Origin of the sequence: Arthrobacter silvisoli (assembly GCF_003369445.1) — a bacterium.
Classification (GTDB): Bacteria; Actinomycetota; Actinomycetes; order Actinomycetales; family Micrococcaceae; genus Arthrobacter; species Arthrobacter silvisoli.
The window spans coordinates 23152-43239 of the sequence record NZ_QRCU01000028.1 but is presented as its reverse complement, the minus strand read 5'-3'; the positions used below and the strand labels follow the sequence as shown (position 1 = coordinate 43239).

16 protein-coding genes and 1 pseudogene are annotated in these 20088 nt (G+C 67.5%); 7 read left to right on the top strand and 10 right to left on the bottom strand.

The genetic code is table 11. The features are described from left to right. Positions 1 to 54: 54 nt before the first annotated feature. Positions 55 to 2364: a transglycosylase domain-containing protein gene (locus DWV11_RS06995; protein ID WP_115788170.1), complete on the bottom strand. Its 2310-nt coding sequence runs from the start codon at positions 2362 to 2364 to the stop codon at positions 55 to 57. Positions 2365 to 2521: 157 nt separating this feature from the next. Between DWV11_RS06995 and DWV11_RS20370 the strand changes: the two genes are divergently transcribed. Next, positions 2522 to 3322, top strand: coding sequence for a DUF2637 domain-containing protein (locus DWV11_RS20370; RefSeq protein WP_245953478.1), 801 nt, complete (start codon positions 2522 to 2524; stop codon positions 3320 to 3322). Positions 3323 to 3384: 62 nt separating this feature from the next. Here DWV11_RS20370 and DWV11_RS06985 read toward each other — a convergent pair whose 3' ends face one another. Continuing rightward, positions 3385 to 3789, bottom strand: a complete 405-nt coding sequence (locus DWV11_RS06985; RefSeq protein ID WP_074586776.1) for a VOC family protein — start codon at positions 3787 to 3789, stop codon at positions 3385 to 3387. 21 nt (positions 3790 to 3810) lie between these two features. Then, entirely contained in the window at positions 3811 to 4236 is a 426-nt protein-coding gene (locus tag DWV11_RS06980; protein WP_115788169.1) for a helix-turn-helix transcriptional regulator, read from the bottom strand. A 129-nt stretch (positions 4237 to 4365) separates the two neighbouring features. Between DWV11_RS06980 and DWV11_RS06975 the strand changes: the two genes are divergently transcribed. Both DWV11_RS06975 and DWV11_RS06970 read left to right on the top strand, forming a co-directional pair. Continuing rightward, complete coding sequence (locus tag DWV11_RS06975; protein WP_115788168.1) at positions 4366 to 5238, top strand: NAD-dependent epimerase/dehydratase family protein; 873 nt, start codon at positions 4366 to 4368, stop codon at positions 5236 to 5238. Positions 5239 to 5256: 18 nt separating this feature from the next. After that, positions 5257 to 6288, top strand: coding sequence for an aldo/keto reductase (locus DWV11_RS06970; RefSeq protein WP_115788167.1), 1032 nt, complete (start codon positions 5257 to 5259; stop codon positions 6286 to 6288). Between the two features lie 128 nt (positions 6289 to 6416). On the opposite strand, the gene DWV11_RS06965 is transcribed toward DWV11_RS06970, so the two are convergent. After that, entirely contained in the window at positions 6417 to 8147 is a 1731-nt protein-coding gene (locus DWV11_RS06965) for an amidase (protein WP_115788166.1), read from the bottom strand. After that, on the bottom strand, positions 8147 to 9214 hold the full coding sequence (locus tag DWV11_RS06960; RefSeq protein ID WP_115788165.1) for an agmatine deiminase family protein: 1068 nt from the start codon (positions 9212 to 9214) through the stop codon (positions 8147 to 8149). Before DWV11_RS06960 ends, DWV11_RS06965 begins: the two co-directional genes overlap by 1 nt. 107 nt (positions 9215 to 9321) lie before the next feature. Here DWV11_RS06960 and DWV11_RS06955 point away from each other — a divergent pair, with 107 nt between their 5' ends. Genes DWV11_RS06955 through DWV11_RS06945 form a run of 3 tightly spaced genes read left to right on the top strand, consistent with a single transcriptional unit; the run spans position 9322 to position 10520 of the window. Further along, positions 9322 to 9963 carry a TetR/AcrR family transcriptional regulator gene (locus tag DWV11_RS06955; RefSeq protein ID WP_115788164.1) on the top strand — a complete coding sequence of 214 codons (642 nt, stop codon included), beginning with the start codon at positions 9322 to 9324 and terminating at the stop codon, positions 9961 to 9963. Continuing rightward, positions 9873 to 10127 carry an amidohydrolase family protein gene (locus tag DWV11_RS06950; protein ID WP_115788163.1) on the top strand — a complete coding sequence of 85 codons (255 nt, stop codon included), beginning with the start codon at positions 9873 to 9875 and terminating at the stop codon, positions 10125 to 10127. Before DWV11_RS06955 ends, DWV11_RS06950 begins: the two co-directional genes overlap by 91 nt. 60 nt (positions 10128 to 10187) lie before the next feature. Further along, positions 10188 to 10520, top strand: coding sequence for a putative quinol monooxygenase (locus tag DWV11_RS06945; RefSeq protein WP_115788162.1), 333 nt, complete (start codon positions 10188 to 10190; stop codon positions 10518 to 10520). A 66-nt stretch (positions 10521 to 10586) separates the two neighbouring features. Here DWV11_RS06945 and DWV11_RS06940 read toward each other — a convergent pair. Together DWV11_RS06940 and DWV11_RS06935 are read right to left on the bottom strand one after the other, a co-directional pair. Continuing rightward, positions 10587 to 11227: pseudogene (locus DWV11_RS06940) on the bottom strand (NADPH-dependent F420 reductase). Between the two features lie 65 nt (positions 11228 to 11292). Next, a complete protein-coding gene (locus DWV11_RS06935) occupies positions 11293 to 12558 on the bottom strand; it encodes an ammonium transporter (protein WP_210725679.1) in 1266 nt (421 codons plus the stop codon). Between the two features lie 339 nt (positions 12559 to 12897). Here DWV11_RS06935 and DWV11_RS06930 point away from each other — a divergent pair, with 339 nt between their 5' ends. Beyond that, positions 12898 to 13635, top strand: coding sequence for a glutamine amidotransferase (locus tag DWV11_RS06930; protein ID WP_115788160.1), 738 nt, complete (start codon positions 12898 to 12900; stop codon positions 13633 to 13635). Positions 13636 to 15015: 1380 nt separating this feature from the next. Here DWV11_RS06930 and DWV11_RS06920 read toward each other — a convergent pair. From DWV11_RS06920 to DWV11_RS06910, 3 genes are all read right to left on the bottom strand, one after another. Next, complete coding sequence (locus tag DWV11_RS06920; RefSeq protein WP_115788158.1) at positions 15016 to 15675, bottom strand: hypothetical protein; 660 nt, start codon at positions 15673 to 15675, stop codon at positions 15016 to 15018. Positions 15676 to 15876: 201 nt separating this feature from the next. Then, on the bottom strand, positions 15877 to 18210 hold the full coding sequence (locus DWV11_RS06915) for a SulP family inorganic anion transporter (RefSeq protein WP_115788157.1): 2334 nt from the start codon (positions 18208 to 18210) through the stop codon (positions 15877 to 15879). 193 nt (positions 18211 to 18403) lie between these two features. Continuing rightward, positions 18404 to 20014 carry an alkaline phosphatase D family protein gene (locus DWV11_RS06910; RefSeq protein ID WP_115788156.1) on the bottom strand — a complete coding sequence of 537 codons (1611 nt, stop codon included), beginning with the start codon at positions 20012 to 20014 and terminating at the stop codon, positions 18404 to 18406. Positions 20015 to 20088: the final 74 nt, after the last annotated feature.

Below are 20088 nucleotides of genomic sequence, written 5' to 3'. Positions count from 1 at the left end.
ACGACGACGGCGGAAGCGTCCGCCGTCGTCGTCCCGCCTGTGCTTCCGGAAACTTCAGCGCTTGGGCGGCTTCGGGCCGGGCGTGGGTTTCGGTGCGGGGGCAGGCGCGGGCGTCGGCGTGGGCGAAGACTCCGGGACAGGAGTGGCGTCCACGTTCTTGACCGGCTCGGGGGCCGGCGGAGGGCCGACCTTGCTGGGGCGCGGGCCCGGGCCGCGCATCATCGACTCCGGCGGATCCGGGAAGGCCCCGCCGGGGTAGAGCTTGACGACGTTGACCATGTAGTTGGCCCACTGCGGACCGGCGATCATGTAGCCGTCCAGCACCTGGTAGAACTTGCCGTTGATGGTGACGTTCCGGCCCTCGCGCTTCTGGCCCTTGGACGTGTCGCCGAAGAACGACGCCGTGGCGAGCCCGCGCGTGTAGCCCACCACCCAGGTGGCGCCGTTGGTGTTGGACGTCCCGGTCTTGGCAGCCGTGGGCATCAGGTCCTGGACCTTCGGGTGGATGTACCAGCCCGAGCCCTGGATCAGGACATCCTGGAGGACGGCGTTGACGCCGCGGGCCACTTCCGGTTTCACGGCGTCCCGGCAGCTGGTGCGGTTCGCGGCCAGCCGGTGCCCGTCCGGGACGACCACCGAGACAAGGGCGATCGGCTCGCAGTAGCGGCCGTCGTTGGCGAAGGTGGCGTAGGCGGTGGCCAGGTCAAGGGGGGAAACGCCGATTGCCCCGAGCAGGTTGCCGATCTGGTGCATGTTGATCTGTGCCCGGTCCACGCCGCTGTGCAGGCCCACGGCGTCCACCATCTTCTGGATGCCGCAGAAATCGAGCTGGGCCGCAGTGGCGAACGTGGCCGTGTTGATCGAGTTGAAGAGGCCGTAGTTGATGGGCATTGGCCGGTAGTAGCCGGGATCGTTGTTCTGCAGGTCGTCGTCGGCGCCAAGGTTGGCGGCCTTCTGCGCCGAACTGTAACCGCCCAGCACCCGCTGGCCACAGCTGGAACGCCACGGGAAGCCCACCGGGTAGACCCGCCGCGAGGCATCCACGATCGCATTCAGCGGCTTGCCCTCGTTCAGCCACTCGGCAAAGGTGAACGGCTTCATGGTGGAGCCCGGCTGGAAGCCGCCCGCGCCGCTGAGGTCGTAGCCGTTGGCGTCCTGGGCATCGACGTTGAAATTCAACTGGGTGTCGAACTTCCCCGGTGCGGGGAGGAACACGGTGTTCTGCGCCATCGCCAGGATCCGGCCCGTACCCGGCTGGACGGTCACCAGGGACGCCCCCCACTTGTCCGGGTTGGCGCCGGCGGACAGGTTCACCTGCGTCTGGGCCGCGGCCTGCAAGCGGCTGTCCAGGGTGGTGGTGATGGTCAGCCCGCCCCGGTACAGCAGCTTCTCGCGGTCGTCGAAGGTGGCACCGTAGGCCTTGTTGTTCAGGATCAGGTGGGACACGTAGTCACAGAAGTAGGGTGCAATTGCGGCCCCGGCGCATCCTTGCCGGGCCGGCGTGATCTTCAGCTTCAATGGAGTGGCGACGGCGGCGTCGTAGGCTTTCTGCCCGATCATGCCCTGGCCGAGCATCTTGGACAGCACCACGTTCCGGCGCTGCACGGCGGCCTTCGGATTCACGATCGGGTTGTAGTAGCTGGGGCTGTTCACGAGCCCGGCCAACAGGGCCGACTGCGGCAGGGTGAGGTTCTTGGCGGAGGTGCTGAAGAACAGCCGGGCCGCGGCCTCGATGCCATAGGCGTCCCGGTTGAAGAAGACGATGTTCAGGTACCCCTCCAGCACCTGCGCCTTGCTGTACTTCTTCTCCAGCTCCAGGGCCAGCTTCATTTCGCGCAGCTTGTCCAGCATGGTCTTCTGGTTGCCGAGGACTATCTCGTCGATGCGCCCGGCGGAGAGGCGTTGTTCATTGAGCACGTTGGACACGTACTGCTGGGTAATGGTCGAGGCACCCTGGCGGTTCCCGCCGCTGAGGTTGACCCGGAGCGCCCTGATGATGCCCTGGGGATCCACGCCTGAGTGTTCGTAGAAGCGGTTGTCCTCCACTGCCACCACTGCTTGGCGGACGTAGGGGGAGATGTTCTCCAGCTTGACGGGCACCCGGTTTTCGACGAAGAAGGTGGCGATCAGCTTGCCGTCGGCGGTCAGCACCTTGCTGGATTGCGACGGCGGACCCACCTTCAGCTCTGCCGGCAGCCCCTTGAAATACGAGACCGAGCCGTTTACGGCGAACCCCGTGGCCGCCACCACCGGCACCACGAGGCTGGCTGACAGGATGCCGCCGATAACGCTCAGGACGAAGTATCCGAAGACCCTGCCGAGGGTCGTCGCCATTGTGAACCTTGGACCGTTCCTCATTGTCATGCCCCAGACCCAATTCCCAGCCATGTGGCCTGTCTCGGATTCCGTAACACCGGCTTAAGGCCCAGACTACGCCCGGAATCCGCCCGGAGGGGAGAGGCCATTGGGCCCGGCGCGGCCGGCGGAAACCGGGGACGGCCCGTGCCGGTAAACTCATCCGGTGAACACCAGGATCCCCAACGAGCCGCACAAGGCCGTACTCCTCACCGCGGTCGGCACCACTGTGGTGATCGCCATCGGCGCCTTTATTCTGTCCTTCGCGGCGCTGACCGACCTGGCGCAGCGATCCGGCATTGAGGCCCATCTTGCCTGGATCTGGCCGATCATCGTGGACGGCATGATCGTGGCTTCCACCGTGGCCATCGTGGCGCTCAACGGGCACAGCCGCAGGGCCATGGTGTACCCGTGGACGCTGCTTTTCTTCGGCGCGATCGTCTCGACGGCGGCCAACTCCGTGCATGCGATCCTCACCGTGGACGCGATCCGTTCGGGCATCCCGCCGATGGTCTCCGCACTGGTGGCCGCGATGCCGCCCGTGGTGCTCCTGGCCATCACCCACCTCACGGTGCACATGTACCAGAAACGCGCGGAGGCGGCCGAGCTGCACCGCGAATGGGCGGCCCAGGCGGAGGCCGAATCCTACGAGGCAGAACGGGAGCGGGCGGCACTCGAAGAGGCCTACCTGGCTCCGGATTACCGCGCCCCCGAACACCACGCCGCGCCTACGTATGCTCCGCCCGCGCCCGTGTCGGCCCCGGTCACTGCCGCACTTCCGACGCAGGCTCCCACCCAGCGGGAGGACGACGTCGTCCCCGCCCTTTACGAGGAAATGGTCCAGGCACTGGACCCGGTGGATCCGGCTCCGGCCGGACTCGCCGGGGTCAGCTTCTCCGACGAGGAGCTGAGCCAGGAGGACCTGCCCGACGACGACCCCCGGCTCACCGCTCCGGCGAAGGCCTGAGCCACCCGCCAAAGAAAGCACGACGGCTGCATCCCGCCGTCGTGCTTTCCGTGCCCGGCCGGCTAGGACTTCTGGTTGAAGCGGACGTGGTTTCCCGAAGGGTCGCGGAACGCGCAGTCCCGCGGGCCCCACGGCTGGTCGATCGGTTCCTGCAGCACCTCGGCACCGGCGGCGCGGAGGTGTTCAAACGTGGCGTCGACGTTGTCGGTGCGGAAGACGATCACCGGCAGGACACCCTTGGTCAGGAGCACCTGGAGGGCATCGCCGTCGTCCTTGGAACGGCCGGCGTGCGGCTCGGACAGCACCAGTTCCAAGTCCGGCTGGGAGGCGCTGCCGAGGGTGACCCAGCGCTGCCCGTCGGAGCCGACGTCGTTGCGCACTTCGAGGCCGAGTGCGTCACGGTAGAAGGCGAGCGATTCGTCGAGGTCGTTGACGGTGATCTGTGAGTACTGAAGTGAAATGTTCATGCCTCAAACGTATGGCGGCGTTCAGGCGGATGCTTCTTCAATCCTGCTCGGCTTGCGGTCCGGCTTGGTGCGCTGCCGGGCGATGCAGGATGGCATGGCCTTGACCGCTTCGTGTTCCCGGTCCCGGTAGGCACTCGGGGTCATCCCCACCACCTCGGTGAAGCGCGAACTGAAGGAGCCAAGGGAGGTACAGCCCACCTCCATGCAGGCATCGGTCACGCTGCTGCCGGACCGCAGCAGGGCCATGGCCCGCTCGATCCGCCGGGTCATGAGGTAGTTGTAGGGCGTCTCCCCGTAGGCGGCCTTGAACTGGCGTGAGAAATGCGCCGGCGACATCAGGGCGCCGCCCGCCATGGTGGGCACGTCCAGCGGACGGGCGTATTCGCGGTCGATCAGGTCCTTGGCCCGGCGCAGATGCGCAAGGTTGGCCAGTTCCTGGGGAGTCATGCGGCCAGTCTAGCCCCAACGCGGGGTCACTTAGGGCCCATGTTTGGCAGCAACATGGGCCGTAGCTGACCCCGCGTTGGAGTGGCGCCTAGAGTGTTACGACAGAATCCCTTGCAGAGGAGACCCCCGATGAGAATTGCTGTCACTGGCGGAAGCGGAAAACTTGGCCGGAGCGTGGTCCGGAGGCTGGGCAGGGATGGCCACGAGGTGTTGAACCTGGACCGGGAAGGCCGGAAGGGGCCCGGGTACGTCAACGTTGACCTGCGCGACTACGGGCAGGTCCTCGACGTCATCCTTGGCCTGGATGACCGGCACAGCGGATTCGACGCGGTGGTCCACTTGGCCGCCATCCCCGCCCCGGGCCTGGCGCCGGATGCTGCCACCTTCGAGAACAACATGCTCTCCAGCTACAACGTCTTCCAAGCCGCCCGGCGGGCGGGAATCAAGAAGATCGTCTATGCCTCCAGCGAGACCGTCCTCGGCCTGCCCTTTGACGTGGCTCCTCCGTATATTCCGGTCGATGAGGAGTACCCGGCCCGGCCCGAGAGCACGTACTCGCTGGTCAAGCACCTTGAAGAGCAGATGGCCATCCAGCTCACGCGCTGGGACCCTGAACTGAGCGTCGTGGCCCTGCGCTTCTCCAACGTGATGGATCCCGAGGACTATGAGGCCTTCCGGTCCTTCGACGCCGATGCCAGGCTCCGGAAATGGAACCTGTGGGGCTACATTGACGCCCGCGACGGGGCCCAGGCGGTGGCCCGCGCCCTGGAAAACGGGCAGCCGGGATTCGAGACCTTCATCATCGCGGCCTCGGACACGGTAATGGGCAGGTCAAGCGCGGAACTGGCCGCCGAAGTCTTTCCCGGCGTCGAGGTGGTCAAGGAACTGGACCGGCACGAAACCCTGTTGTCCATCGACAAAGCCCGCAGGCTGCTGGGCTTCGAGCCTGAACACAGCTGGCGCGACTACCACTCGAACCTGACGACACCCACCGAAGACTGAAACGAACTGAGGAGCAGCATGGAATACCGCACACTGGGCAGCAGCGGTGCTGTCGTGTCCGCTTACGCGCTGGGAACCATGACTTTCGGGGCCGAGGCGAGCGAAGAGACTTCCCACCTCATCCTGGACGACTACCTCGACGCCGGCGGCAACTTCCTGGACACCGCCGACGTCTACAGCCAGGGCGCGTCCGAGGAAATCATCGGGCGCTGGTTGGCCAGCCGGAGCGGCGCCCGGGATCGGGTGGTGCTCGCCACCAAGGGACGCTTTCCGATGGGAAAAGGCCCCAATGACCTCGGCACGTCACGCCGGCATTTGGGCAAGGCACTGGACGACTCCCTGCGCCGCCTGGGTGTGGAGCAGATCGACCTGTACCAAATGCACGCCTGGGACCCCATCACCCCGCTGGAGGAAACCCTCCGCTTCCTGCACGACTCCGTCTGCAACGGAAAGATCGCCTACTACGGCTTCTCCAATTTCCTTGGCTGGCAGCTGACGAAGGCCTTCCACCTGGCGAAGGCACACGGCTGGAACCTTCCGGTCACCCTGCAGCCCCAGTACAACCTGCTGGTGCGGGACATTGAACTGGAGATTGTTCCCGCGGCGCTCGACACCGGCATCGGCCTCCTGCCGTGGTCGCCACTGGGCGGTGGCTGGCTTTCGGGGAAGTACAAGCGCGATGTGGACCCGAGCGGCGCCACCCGCCTGGGGGAGAACCCGAAGCGTGGCATGGAAGCCTGGGAAGCCCGGAACGCAGACGAACACACCTGGCGGGTCCTCGACGCGGTCGAGGCGACAGCATCGTTGCACTCCGTCAGTCCCTCACAGCTTGCCCTCGCGTGGCTGGCCGGCAGGCCCGCGGTGACGTCGGTGATCCTGGGCGCACGGACCCCCGATCAGCTGGCCGACAACCTGGCGGCGGCGGATCTTGAGCTGACATCCGAGGACATCGAGCGGCTGAACGGGGCGAGCAACCCCCGGCTCGGGGTGTATCCGTACGGGCCGAACGCGCAGGAACAACGCAGCCGCAAGATGGCGGGTGGCCGCTGAAGGCCGGGCCGTAAGGCGCACGAACGCGGTCCCGGGAGCTTCCGACGGCGGTGCTGCCGCCGCCGGAAGCTGCGGAATGCCGGAAAACTGCTAGGGGCCGGGTGCTACCCGGCCCCAAGCAGATCAGTTCAGTCCAGCCGCGGGGTGCGCGGCGGGACGGTGCGGCGGGAGCCCGTTGCTTCGAACGCGGCTGCGAGGGTCAGCAGCGCGGTGTCGTCGTAGGCGCGGCCAGCGAAGGTCAGGCCCACCGGCATGCCGATGTCTGACATCGTTCCCATCGGCACGGTGACCGTGGGAATCCCCAGGTGCCGCGGTACCAGGTTGCCGTTGGCCACCCACACCCCGTTGCGCCAGCCGAGGTCCGCGGAGGCCGGGTTCACGTCCATGTCCGCCGGTCCGACGTCGGCCGCGGCCGGGAACAGCACGGCGTCCAGGCCCAGCCCGTCCATCCAGTCCTCGAGGTCCAGTTTGCGGGTCAGCTCCAGGCCCCGGACGCCGGCGGCGAGTTCCGGGATCCCGGTCACGGACTGTACCGGGTTCGAACGGACGTGGGCGGGGTAGCCGGAAATGTTGTCATCGAATCCGTCATAACGGTCCGGCAGGGCGCCTTCCGGGTGCGGGAAGATCGCGGCGCCGTCCACCTGCGACAGCGACTGCAGCGCCGGGTCGCCGTTGGCGGCCAGGAAATCGTCCCAGGACCAGGCGGAGAGGTCCACGATTTCGCGGTGCAGGTACTCCGGGCTGACCAGGCCGCGGCTGAAGATGGTGGGCGCGCCGGGCCGGTCGCCCTCGTAGTTGCTCACCACGGGGAAGTCCACCAGCAGCACCTCGGCGCCGGCGGCTTCCAGGTCGCGGCGCGCTGCCTCCCACAGTTCGATCACGGAGGCACGGGTTTCGATTCGCTGCCCGGTCGGGCCACCGATTCCAACAGCCCCGCCGATCCCCGGCGCCTCACTGGTTCCTGCCTCGGAATCGGCGTTCACGTACATGCGCGGCACCCCGAAGCGCTTGCCCCGCAAAGCCGCCCGGCCGCCGTCGGGATCCGCCGGAGCGAGCGCCGGGTACGATTCCGGCCGCACTTCGGAGGCCTTCGGGATCTCCACCCAGGGCTGCACACGCCAGAAATCCCCGCGCGTCTCGGCGTCGTCCGCCACGATCACATCCAGCAGTTCCAGCAGGTCCGCCATCGAGCGGGTATGCGGCACCACCACGTCCATGGTGGGGACCAGGGGCCAGTTGCCGCGCACCGAGATGACGCCGCGGGAGGGCGTGTACGCGCACAAGGCATTGTTCGACGCCGGTGCGCGGCCGCTTGACCAGGTCTCCTCGCCCAGGCCGAAGGCCGCGTAGCTGGCCGCCGTCGCGGTGCCGGAGCCGTTGGAGGAACCGGATCCGAAAGCCGCCGTCAGGAAGTCCGCGTTGTAGGGGCTCTCGGCACGGCCGTAGACGCCGCGCTGCATGCCGCCGTTGGCCATGGGCGGCATGTTGGTCAGGCCGATCAGGACCGCGCCGGCGTCGCGCAGGCGTTCGATGGTGTAGGCGTCGCGCTGGGCTACGAGGTCCTTGAACGCCGGCGAGCCGGCGGCCGCGGTGAGGCCCTTGGCCAGGTAGGAATCCTTGGCGGTGTAGGGGATGCCCTCCAGCGGGCCCAGGCTCTCGCCGCGGGCGCGGCGCTCGTCCGAGGCGATGGCGTCTGCCCGCGCCGCCGGGTTCATGACCACCATGGCGTTGAGTTCGCCGTCGTAGGCTTCGATGCGTGCCAGGTACGCGTCCAGGAGTTCCACGGACGTGGTTTCGCCGGATTCGAGTGCCGCGCGCAATTGGGCGATGGACGCCTCGACGACGTCGAAACGGGCCATTACGCCACCCCTCCGTTTGCCGGGACAGGGTTTGCCGGGACAAGGGCAGGCTGCTGCTGGGTGATGCAGTGGATCCCGCCGCCGCGGGCCAGGATGGGCCGGGCGTCCACGGTGACTACGCGCCGGCCGGGGTAGGCCTCGGCCAGGATCTCGGCGGCGAGGGCGTCGGCGCGTTCTTCGCCGTAGCCGCAGGCGATGACGCCGCCGTTGACCACCAGGTGGTTGACGTAGCTCCAGTCCACGAAGCCGTCCTCGTCGCGCAGGGTCTCCGGGGCGGGCAGCTGGACGATTTCGAAGGGCTTGCCCGCGGCGTCCGCCTGGGTTTCCAGGAACGCGAGCAGGCTGCGGCTGACTTCGTAGTCCGGGTGCTCCGGGTTGCCCTGCGAATGCAGCAGGATACGGCCGGGGGCTGGCAGGGTGGCCACCATGTCGATGTGGCCGCGGGTGCCCATGTCCTCGTAGTCGCGGGTGAGGCCGCGTGGAACCCAGATGACCTTGGTGGCGCCGATGGTGCGGGCCAGTTCGGCCTCCACCCGGGCCTTGTCGGCGTAGGGGTTCCGGCTCGGATCGAGCTGCACCGTCTCGGTGGCGAGCACAGTGCCTTCGCCGTCCACGTGGATGGCGCCGCCTTCGTTGACCAGCAGGGAGCTGACCAGTTCGGCCCCGGACTGTTCGGCCACGAAGCGGGCCATCCCGGCGCTCTTTTCCCATTCGGCCCACTGCGGTGCGCCCCAGCCGTTGAAGACCCAGTCGACGGCGCCAAGCACGCCGGGACGCTCGTCGTCGAGCACGAAGGTGGGTCCGACGTCGCGCATCCAGAATTCGTCGAGGGGGGCCTCGAGCAGTTCGATGCCGTTGTCGAGCATGCGGGCGGCACGCCCGCGCTCGCTGGGGTCCACCACCATGGTGACGGGTTCGAATTCGGCCACCGCGTGGGCGACGGCGGTCCAGGCCGCGTACGCCTCCTCTGCCGAGGCGGCGTCGTCGCCGAGCGTCAGGCCGGTGCGGGGGAACGCCATCCAGGTGCGTTCGTGGGGTGCGGTTTCGGCCGGCATTTTCCAAGCCATGGAGACTCCTCTGTACTGCAAGCTTCTGTGCATGCAAGCTCGTTGAGTGCGAAGCTTGTTGATCATGCGATCAATAATGCTGAAAAGTTACTTTAGACTGATCTGTGATGTCAAGCACCACGCAGAAACGCGCTACCCGGAAGTCCCCCGCCGAGCGCGCCGCCGAAATCACCGAAGCCGCCCGCGGAATCGCCCTGGAGCAGGGGCTTTCCGCCATCACCCTGCGCAATGTCGCCTCCCGGGTGGGTGTGGCCTCGGGCCTGGTGGCGCACTACGAGCCGAACGTGGATGCCCTGGTGGCCGGCACCTTCACGGCAATCGTGGCGGCCGAAACCGAGGAAGTGGCGGGCATGCTCGCGGCCCTTCCCGGTCCCGTGGAGCGGCTGGCCTTCCTGCTGGGCACCCTCATGGATGGCAGCCGGCTCGACGTCACCGCCGTGTGGGTGGAGGCCTGGACCCTGGGCCGCCGGAACGAGGCGCTCGCCGAATGCGTGCGCGAACAGATGGACGCGTGGCAGGCCGTGTTCCAGGCCGTGGTGGAGGATGGCGTTGCCGGCGGCCACTTCAACACGGGCGACCTTGACGCAGGCGACGCCGCCTCGCTCGCCTGGCAGATCCTGGGCATGATCGACGGCCTCACCGCCCAGTCCCTGGTGCGCTGGGGCGGAGTGAGCGACCGCGGCACGCACCTGGCCCGCGCCGTCGAGGGCATGGTGGGCGCCGCCCGCGGCTCGCTGCAGATGCGCTGATCCGCGGAACGGCGGCCGGGCTCAGCGCGGTGACCGGGTCCATCACGGCCGGGAAACGCGCCGACTTCACGGTCTTCGCCCGCGACCCCCTGGCCGTGGGTCCCGAGGAACTGGCCCGCACCGCGGTCGTCGCGACGCTCCTGGACGGGGTGCCGGTGGGCTGAACGGGTCGGCATAGCCCGTCGCTGACCCGGCCCGCGGGCGGGGCGTGCCATGATGGCCCCATGACTTTCGCAAATGTGGGAACCTTGGGGACGAAGGCCGGCCAACGTGACGCACTCGTGGAGATCCTGCTCCGGCCCAAGCCCGCGCTGCGCGAGGCCGGATGCCTGCTGTACGAGGTAGGCATCAATGACGACGCGCCGGACACCGTGTTTGTCTGCGAACTTTGGGAATCCGCCGAAGCACACCGGGCATCGCTGCAGCTGGCGGGCGTCCAGGCCGCGATCAGCGAAGCGATGCCGCTGCTGTCCGGCGACAACGGCGGCCACCGCTTCACCGTGCTGGGCTCGCCGCTCCGCACGGACGGCGCGCGCCAGTCGCGGCATTCGCTCTAGAGGCACACAAGCGCAGAAGACGACGGCGGGAGCACCCGCCGTCGTCTTCTTTCCTGTGCTTTCGCGTCAGATGGTCCGTTGCGCCCTGGCCAGGTTCGCCTCAAGTTCGGCAGCGTCCTGCCGGACCACGTAGGCGGGACGGTCCCGTTCGGCCCGCCAGCTCTCGGAAAGCGGGCCGATGTTCACGGTGTCGAAGCCGAATTCGTCATAAAGCCTGGTGACCAGTTCGGCAGCCTCCGGATAATCGCTGGCCGTGGCCAGGGCACGCCGGCCGGGAGTTCCCGAAGGCAAACCGTCCGCGGTGATTTCCTTGGCGCGGATGTGGTTGAAGCCCTTGGCCACCTTGGACTGCGCGAGATGTTTCTGGACCAGCCCGAGGTGGTGGCCTGGCCGGCGTCGAGCGCCGGGACGCGGCCGTCCCGCTCCCAGTAGTAGTTGTTGGTGTCGATGACCACCTTGCCCGCCAGCTCATCCGCCGGAAGGTCCCGGTAGTGCCCGAACGGGACGGTCACGACGGCGAAATCGCCTGCCGCGGCTGCCTCCGCCGCGCTTGCCGCACGGGCCCTGGGGCCGAGTTCCGCGACCAGCGCAGCGAGTGTCCCGGGTCCGCGGGAGTTGCTGATCACCACGTCGTAGCCGAGTTCAACCGCCTTGCGGGCCAGCTGGCTGCCGATGTGTCCTGCACCGATGATTCCGATTGTCGTCATATCTGCGGCAACACCGGCTGGCCGGCTCCGATTCCATGCGTTACGCCGGGTGTCCCGGCGGGGATTCAGTCCTTGGCCGGTGCCGGTGCCGGCACGGCTGCCGGGTGGAGCGCCGAGTGGAAGTGGCTGCGGGACATCTCGCCGAACTCGTACGCGGTCTCGGCGTGCTCGGAAAGGTCCACGCCCACGGTCTCAGCCTCGTGGCTGACGCGGAAACCGATGGTCTTGTTGATGACCAGGCCGATGACGGCGGTCATGACGCCGGAAACCAGCATCGTGATCACCACAGCCACGGTCTGGGCGGTCAGCTGCCCGAAACCGCCGCCGTAGAAGAGGCCGCCGCCCACGCCGTCCACCGGCATGGCAATGAAGCCGAGGGCGAGGGTGCCGATGAGGCCGGCGCCCAGGTGCACGCCCACTACGTCGAGCGAGTCGTCGAAGCCGAACTTGTACTTCAGGTCCACGAACACCACGCAGGCCGCGCCGGCCACCGCGCCCAGGCCGAGGGCGGCCACCGGGCTGACGTTGGCACAGGACGGGGTGATGGCTACGAGGCCGGCAACCACGCCGGACGCGGCACCGAGGGAGGTGGGGTGGCCGTGGCGGATCTTCTCGGTAATGAGCCAGCCGATCATGGCGCCGCACGGCGCGAGCAAGGTGTTGACCCAGATCAGGCCGGCCTGTTCCGCGCTGCTGGCGGCGCCGCCGTTGAAGCCGAACCAGCCGAACCACAGCAGGCAGGCGCCGAGCATGATGAAGGGAATGTTGTGCGGGCGGTGGTTCGGGTCCTTGCCGAAGCCGTGACGCTTGCCGAGGATGAGGGCCAGGACGAACGCGGCGGTACCGGAGCTGATCTCCACGACCGTACCGCCGGCGAAGTCGATGACCTGGCCGAACACCGCGGTCAAGGCGCCGCCGGCGCTCATCAGGCCGCCGCCCCACACCATGAAGGCGAGCGGGCAGTAGACCAGGGTGACCCACACGGGAACGAAGACCGCCCAGGAGCTGAACTTGGCACGGTCCGCGATGGCTCCGCTGATCAGGGCCACGGTGATGATCGCGAACGTGGCACTGTACCCCACCTTGATGAGGTCGGGGGAGCCGATGAGGTTGGCCAGGCCGAAGTGGGCGAAGGGGTTGCCGAACAGGCCGAGGAAGCCCTCGCCGCCGATCATCGAGTATCCCCAGAGCGCCCAGACCGCGCCGGCGATGGCCGCGGCGAGGAAGCTCATCATGATCATGTTGAGGGAGGACTTGGCACGGGTCATGCCGCCGTAGAAGAGCCCCAGTGCCGGGGTCATCATGAGGGTGAGGGCTGCCGCCACCATCATCCAAATCTGTTCCGCAGTGATGTGCACTTGCGTGTTCCCTTCTCCGTCAGCAGTCCGTCTGCGGGAGGCCGTGGCTCCCGTATTCATCCCCCCGTACCAGTGGCACGGTTCAATGGTTCACGGCTTGTGTTTCAGGAAAGGAGGGAAAAAATTGCGGCCAAGTTACAGAAATCCGGCCCACGTGAAGACCGCATGACGGCCATGTTTCAAGCATGTTTCCACGGTCGTTTTGGCTGCGGTTTGCGGGCTGACGCGACCCGACGTTTCCTCCATGTAAACCCAGGCTCACCTGCTTTCCCGCCACTGGCGCAGCGTCCGGGACGGGCGCAAACTTGCTGTGTGAAGCCGTTCCTGTTGCTCGCCTCCCGTGCTGAAGACATTGCGGCCGAGGAGGAATACCGCTCATACCTGCGTTTCGGCGGGCTCGACGAGTCCGAGCTGAGGCGCATCCGGCTCGAGGCGGGACCCCTGCCGGAGCTGGACCTGGCTGACTACTCCGGGGTGATTGTCGGTGGCAGCCCTTTCACCTCCAGCGACCCGCCGGAGCGCAAAAGCGAGACCCAGCACCGCGTGGAGCGTGAACTTGCCGGGCTGCTGGACCGCATCGTGGCGCTGGACTACCCGTTCCTTGGGGCCTGCTACGGGGTCGGCACGCTGGGCCGCCACCAAGGCGCCGTCATCGACCGCACCTACGGCGAAACCCTGGGTGCTGTGACCGTCAAACTGACCGCCGACGGCATCCAGGACCCCCTGCTGACCGGAATGGACGAGCGCTTCGAAGCGTTCGTCGGCCACAAGGAGGCCTGCACGGTGCTGCCGGGCCATGCCGTCCTCCTGGCCGGGTCGGCGGCATGCCCCGTGCAGATGTTCCGGATCAAGCGGAACCTCTATGCCACCCAGTTCCATCCGGAGCTCGACGCCGACGGGCTGGCCCTGCGGATCAACACGTACCGGCACGCGGGCTACTTTCCGCCGGACGACGCCGAGCGGCTCATCATCGAGGCCCATAAGCATACGGTGACTGAGCCGATGAAGCTTTTACGGAACTTCGTGAGCCGCTACGCAAGCCAGCAATAGCTTCAGAGCGTAAGCACAACCTGCCCGGCCACCATGACGCCGGCCGTGCAGTCAAGCTGACTGCACGGCCGGCGTCGTTTCTTGTCTATCGTTCTTGCCTTCAGGCGCCTGGACGCCTCCGGTGGCTATGCTCCTTTCCGCATGGGGTCGGGCCAGTTGCCGATGAATGCGTTGAGGTGATTGCTGCGGTCTTGAACGTGGATATGGTCTCTCATGGCTTCTCTTCTTGACTGAGGCCGGATCCTGCGCGGTGTAGCGCAGGTGGTCGTGCCTGCCCAGGGCAGGGACGGCCTGCTCAGTCGGGAGAAGAGCCGGGATCGAACGCAGGTCCGGCTGCGGGGACCTGTGGTCCGTCGCGGACGGCCGCGTTTCCCTTCGGTGGTGCCAGTGCCCGTTGATCAGGAAGATCTGCGGCGCCATGGGCTGAACCGCCCTGTGGTCCGTTCGTAGCCCCGGCTTGGGCCGGGGGTGTGGCCGGAGGGAGGGGCTTGCCCGGCGGGGCACCATCTGGAGGCGGTCTTTCTGCCGTCGCCGACAATGCAGCGGGCACAACGACCAGCAGGTGCGGGATGAATCCGGGGCTCCCTGTGTTCGTTGCCGGTCCGGCCTGGGCCTTTGGCGGAAGCACGTTGGTATGGCGAAAAGCGGTGGCGGCAGCCGGCACGCGTGGTCCGGCGGCGGACGCGGCGGGATCGGAGCCGGGAGCCAAGGGCAGCAGCCCGGGCACCGGCAACTGCCCGGGCACCGGCAGCGTCGGCCTGTCGACGGGGTCAATCAGGGGCGTCACGGCGTCGATCACCCCGACGACAGGTGTTGCGACGGCATCCGGCAGCTCATTGATGACGGCTTGCGGAATCTCGGCTAATTGCGTCGGTGCCAGCGGAAGGGTAGGAGACGGGATCGTGGGGACGGCAGGTATCGAGGGCACTGCCGGGCCGAGGTCCAGGGCTGATGGCACTGTAGGGGCCACTGCCAGGTCCAGAGTGGGGGCTGGCGCCAGATCCAAGGTCGGCGTCGGGGCCGGGGCCAGCGAAACGGCCGGCAACGGAACAGTGGGGAGGGTGGTTGTCGAGGGTCCCGCCGGAACCGGGGGCAAGAGATCACTGGCCTGCGACGGACCGGCGAGCCACACCAGCCACACCAAGGCGCCAAAAAGGGCGGGAAGAGCAGGGCGAAGAAAGGAAACGGCGCCATGGCCTAAATATCTGGCCAAAACACTCACCTCCCCAGCACAGCGTTTGGACGTTAAGTTACGCCGGTCGCGGTCGTCGGTCCAGAGCAACGGGTCCGTTGGGCGGGGGGTCAACGATCCCGCGTTACTGTGAACGCTGAAGGTGAACGCTGAAGGTGTTTTCCCGGGTCCCTGCGGCCCGGGTTCCGCTACGCAACCGGGCCCGGGATATCGGGCAGTTCGACGTAGATGGGCTTGCCCGGAACCAGCCGCGGATGCGTCCATACCGGGCGATAAACGTGGCCCTGGGGATCAGTGACCCGGAGATCCCCATGCTGGCGCAACGCAGCGGTGCGGTGATCGACTTCCGGCAGCGCCGGAAGGTCCTCGGTCCTGCCATCGGCCATCACCTGCCATGGATTTCCGGGCGCCGGTGCGCCTTGCTCGAGGGCAAGGGTTTCGAACAGTCCTGCCAGCAGTCCGGCGCGTGCCGGCAGGAAGCGGCGCAGCCGGTGCGCCGAGGGATGGGTTTTCAACGCGTCCGTCCAGGCCCGCATGAGCCATTCCAAATCCACTTCTCCAAGGCCTTGGCCGAGGCGCAGCTTGCGGTTTCTGTCCAGCACAAGCCGGTGCTGGATGCCTGCCCGGTCGAGGATGCATGCCGCCTCCTCGACATACTCAAACCCGGCAAGCAGGGCCGCTTCGGAGGGATGGTAGGCGAACTCACCAGTCTCATCGATCGAAACATAAGCCCCGCCTCCGGAAGCCGGTGTGCCTTCCTGCGGTCCCCTGGCCATCTCTGGATCTCCTGTCCGGAAGGTATTGGCGCTGTTTGCGCCGGCTTTCACCTTCCATGGGAACACCGCCATTGCTTTTCCGACACAGGCCTTAACGAATTCCAAACGCCGGCATTGGACGCTGAAGGACGGACAGCCGTCATGCCGGCCGGGTGTCAAGGACCCGTCAAGGGTTCGGCTGCGCCGGGTCTGAGTGGTGGAGTGTTGCCGGCTACGGCCCCCGCCTCTGCGCACGGCGGAGACGGGGGCCGTAGCCATCTACAAGTGCATCCCCTACCGGACCGCCGCCATGCTCGGATCCAGTTGCTCGATGCCCTCCGTGGTCACGAGGACCACGCGGGCCGTACGGATGTCGTAGAACAGCCCGGTGGCCTGGACCGCGCCCGACGCCAGGGCAGGGCCGGTGACCGGGTGCTCTTCGAGTTTCCGGAGCTGGACGGCCACATTCACCATGCTGAGCTGGTCGAGGCGGCTGTACCCTGCCGCCTCGGCGGCCAGGGCGACAGGATGCCCCGCCATCAGCTCGCTGTAGCTCGGGCGGGCGTGCCCGAGCCAGGTGTCAAAGCCGGAGCCCAGGGCGGCGTTGCCCGCACCTTCGGCATCCGCCAGGACGGCTTTCATGGCGCCGCAGTTGGAATGGCCGCAGACCACGATCGAGTCCACCGACAGTCCTTTGACCGCGAACGACAACGCCGAGTCAATGGAGGCATCGTGGCCATCGCTGCACACCACGTTGCCGATGTTGCGCAGCGTCAGCAGGTCGCCCGGGCCGCTGCTGGTGATCAGGTTCGGGTTCACGCGGGAATCGACGCAGGCCACAAAAAGCGTGTCCGGGTTCTGTCCCTCGGCAAGGTCCCGCACCAGCGGGCGGACCTTGTCCGCATGCCGCCGGTGGTACTTGTCGATCCCCAGGAGGATCGAGCGCAGGCGCGGCTGCCCGTCGTCGTCGACGGCGGCAGGGGAGTCCGCTGGGAGCGGCGCCTGCCAGGAATTCCTCGGCGGGAGCGGAAACTCCCGCGGGTCCCGGCGCTGCGGCGTCCGGTCCGCGGCGTCGCGGAAGGCAGTGGTGCCGTGTTCTTCCAGCACCACGGAGGCACCGGTGCTCCGGTGCCGGCTCTGCCAGGCGAGCAGGGCTTCGCGGAAGGCATGGTCAAGGTAGTCGGCGTTGAGTTCCACCATGACGTCCTGGCCCTCGGGCACGGAATGGAGGACACGGTTCAGCCGGGGCAGGGCGAAGAAGCTGCAGGACCCGGCGATGGTCACGCGCCACGGAAGGTGCGCGGCGGTGGCTTGGTGGGCGTGGATCTGGGCCCGGAGCACCCGCCACAACACGCACAGCGCGGCCAGTGCCAGGCCGATGATGACGCCTTCGAGCAAGTTGAGGAAGACGACGCAGGCCAGGGTGACCACGTACACGAGGAGGTCCCCGGTACGGCGGCTCGTCCGGATGTCGGCCACTTTGATGAGTTTGGCGCCGATCACCAGCAGGAGGCCGGCCAGCACGGCCAGCGGGATGAGCTGGATCAAGCCCGCGGCGAGGACGGAGAACACCAGCACCCACACGCCGTGCAGGATCGCCGAAGCCCGGCTCGCGGCGCCCGCCTCCACATTGGTGGCGCTGCGGACGATCACGCCCGTGACGGGGAGGCCGCCGAGCATGCCGGAGACCATGTTCGCGGAGCCTTGCCCGACGAGTTCGCGGTCGAGCCTGGTGCGCGGCCCCGAGTGCATCTTGTCCACGGCGACGGCGGACAGCAGCGATTCGATGCTCGCGATCATCGCCACGGTGAGGACGGCCATGGCTGCGGCACGCCAGTTGCCGTCGGGCAGGCTGGGCAGTGCGACGGCGTCGAACAGGGAACCGCTGAAACTGATGCGTTCGACGCCAGGCGCCACGGGCACGGACAGCGCTGTGACGAGTACGACGGCGGCCAGCGGCCCGGGAACCTTCCGCACCGCGGCGGGCAGGAACTTCCAGGCGAGCAGGATCGCCACGACGGCGATGCCGAGCAGGGCGGAGTGCAGTTCCACGTTCGTGATGGCCGCCGGCAGGGCAGTGAGGTTTTCGACCGCGGACCCGGCGGCTTTCCCTCCGAGCAGGACGTGCAGTTGCTGCAGGATGATCGTGATGCCGATGCCGGCAAGCATCGCTTTGACCACCACCGGGGACACCGCCAAGGCGGCGCGGCCCACGCGGCTGACTCCAAGGAGCAATTGCACGACGCCGGCAGCGGCGGTAATCGCGCAGGTCACCTGCCAGCCGAACTCGTCCACGAGGCCCGCGACGACGACGGTCAGCCCGGCGGCCGGGCCGCTCACCTGCAGGGGCGAGCCGCCCAGGCTGCCGGCCACGATTCCGCCGATTGCTGCTGCGATCAGGCCCGCCATGATGGGTGCCCCCGAGGCCGCGGCGATGCCGAGGGAGAGGGGGAGCGCTACCAGGAAGACCACGAGTGAGGCGGGGAGGTCGGCGCCCAGGCTGCTGAGGAAGGAGAGCCGCCTTGTGCCGGGCCCGCCGGCCTTGCCCGCCTTGTTGCCCGCCGGAGGCTCGCCCGGCGGGCTGTGGGCGTCGTTGGGAACGGCTGCGGAAGCTGATGGGTGAGGCATGGTCTGTCCTTGGCTCGGGAATACTGACCCGTTAACTCAAGGAAATTTCCGGAGAGAGTGACAAGAAAGTGTGACGCTTGTGACAGAACCTGTAAATATTTGCCGTCGCACTATGACAAAGAGGAACTTTTGGCCGGGCGGCTGCGTTGGTGAGGCCGCCCGGCCTGAAGCCGCAGCACCGCCCGGCCTGAGGTCAGGCGCGCGCCTGCAGCCCGGGCACGGTGTCCACGATGTCGAAGGAGGCCTTGGTCCGCACCGCGGAGCCGGGGGTGCTGACATAGTCCAGTACCCGGAAGTCGGCCCGCATGGCGTCCTTTGTGATCTTCGTGTTCACGTAGCCGCGCTGGTCGTTGTAGAACTTCAGGTGCTGGTTCCAGGCCATGGTGGCATCGGTGGCGGTGGCGCTTCCGTTGCCGCCGGAGGTGATGGAACTGCACACCAGTTCCGAACCGACCACCGGGGACTCCGGATCCTTGAAGTCCACCTTCAGGTCGCCGGCCCAGTGCCGGTGCACGTCGCCGGTGAGCACCACGGCGTTGCGCACGCCGGCATCCACCCAGCCCTGGGTGATGCGGCGCCGGGATGCGGCGTAGCCGTCCCAGCCGTCCATGGAGACGTCGTCCACGTCCAGTGCCTGGGCCCGGTCGCGCTCGGCGAAGAACACTTGCTGGCCCAGCACATCCCAGCGGGCCCCGGACGCCTTGAAGCCGTCCAGGAGCCATCTTTCCTGCTCGGCGCCGGTGATGGTGCGGTTCTCGTCGAAGCGTTCCATGACGTTCTTCTTCCAGCCGTCGCCGGCGAGCTGGTCGTCGCGGTACTGTCGCGTGTCCATCATGTGGAAGTTGGCCAGGCGGCCCCACTGGACGCGGCGGTAGATGGTCATGTCCGCGCCGGACGGCAGGGCCGAGGGGCGCAGCGGCATGTTCTCGTAGTACGCCTGGAAGGCGGCGGCCCGGCGCAGGCGGAAGTGCGCGGCGGAGTCGTTCAACTGCGCCGGATCCTGGTTTTCCGGGATTTGGTCCGCCCAGTTGTTGTCCACCTCGTGGTCGTCCCAGACCACCAGCCACGGCGCGATGGCGTGCGCGGCCTGGAGGTCGGCGTCGGCCTTGTACTGGGCGTGGCGCTGCCGGTAGTTCGCAAGGGTGACGGTTTCGGGGCCATCGTGGTCGCGGACGTTTCCGCCGCCCACCACGTACGAGTCCTTCTTGTACTCGTACTGGTAATCGCCCAAGTGCAGCACCAGGTCCGGCTGGTCTTCGGCCATGCGCTTGTAGGCGGTGAAGAAGCCGTGCTCGTACTGGGCGCAGCTGGCGAAGGACATGGCCAGGGCGGCGGGCATCTCATTCAGGGCCGGGGCGGTGAGGGTGCGGCCCACCGGGCTGAGGTAGCGGCCGCTGCGGAATCGGTAGAAGTATTCGCGGCCTGGGCGCAGGCCGCGCAGTTCCGCATGCACCGAGTGGGCGGAGCCGATCGAGGCGATTGCCACTCCGCGCTTGACCACGCGCGCCATCCGCTCGTCCTCGGCGACTTCCCATTCAACGGGGACATCACGGGACGGCATGCCGCCCAGGCCGTCGTCTGCCAGCGGGTCCACGGCCAGGCGCGTCCAGATGACGAAGCCGTCCGGCCACGGCTCGCCCGAGGCGATGCCCAGGCTGAAGGGGTCCGTCCTGAGTCCCGCCGGACCCTGGTTCGTGGACGCGGCGGCGATGCCCGTCCCGGGAACTGCGACGACGAGTCCGGCGCCAAGGCCGGCAGTGAGCAAGGACCTGCGCGAAATATTCGAGCTGCGTGAAATAGTCATGCCTGTCACGCTAGGTGTCACATTTTGACAGCCCTTGAAGGGCGTGTGAATACAGCTTGAACTGTGGCATTCGC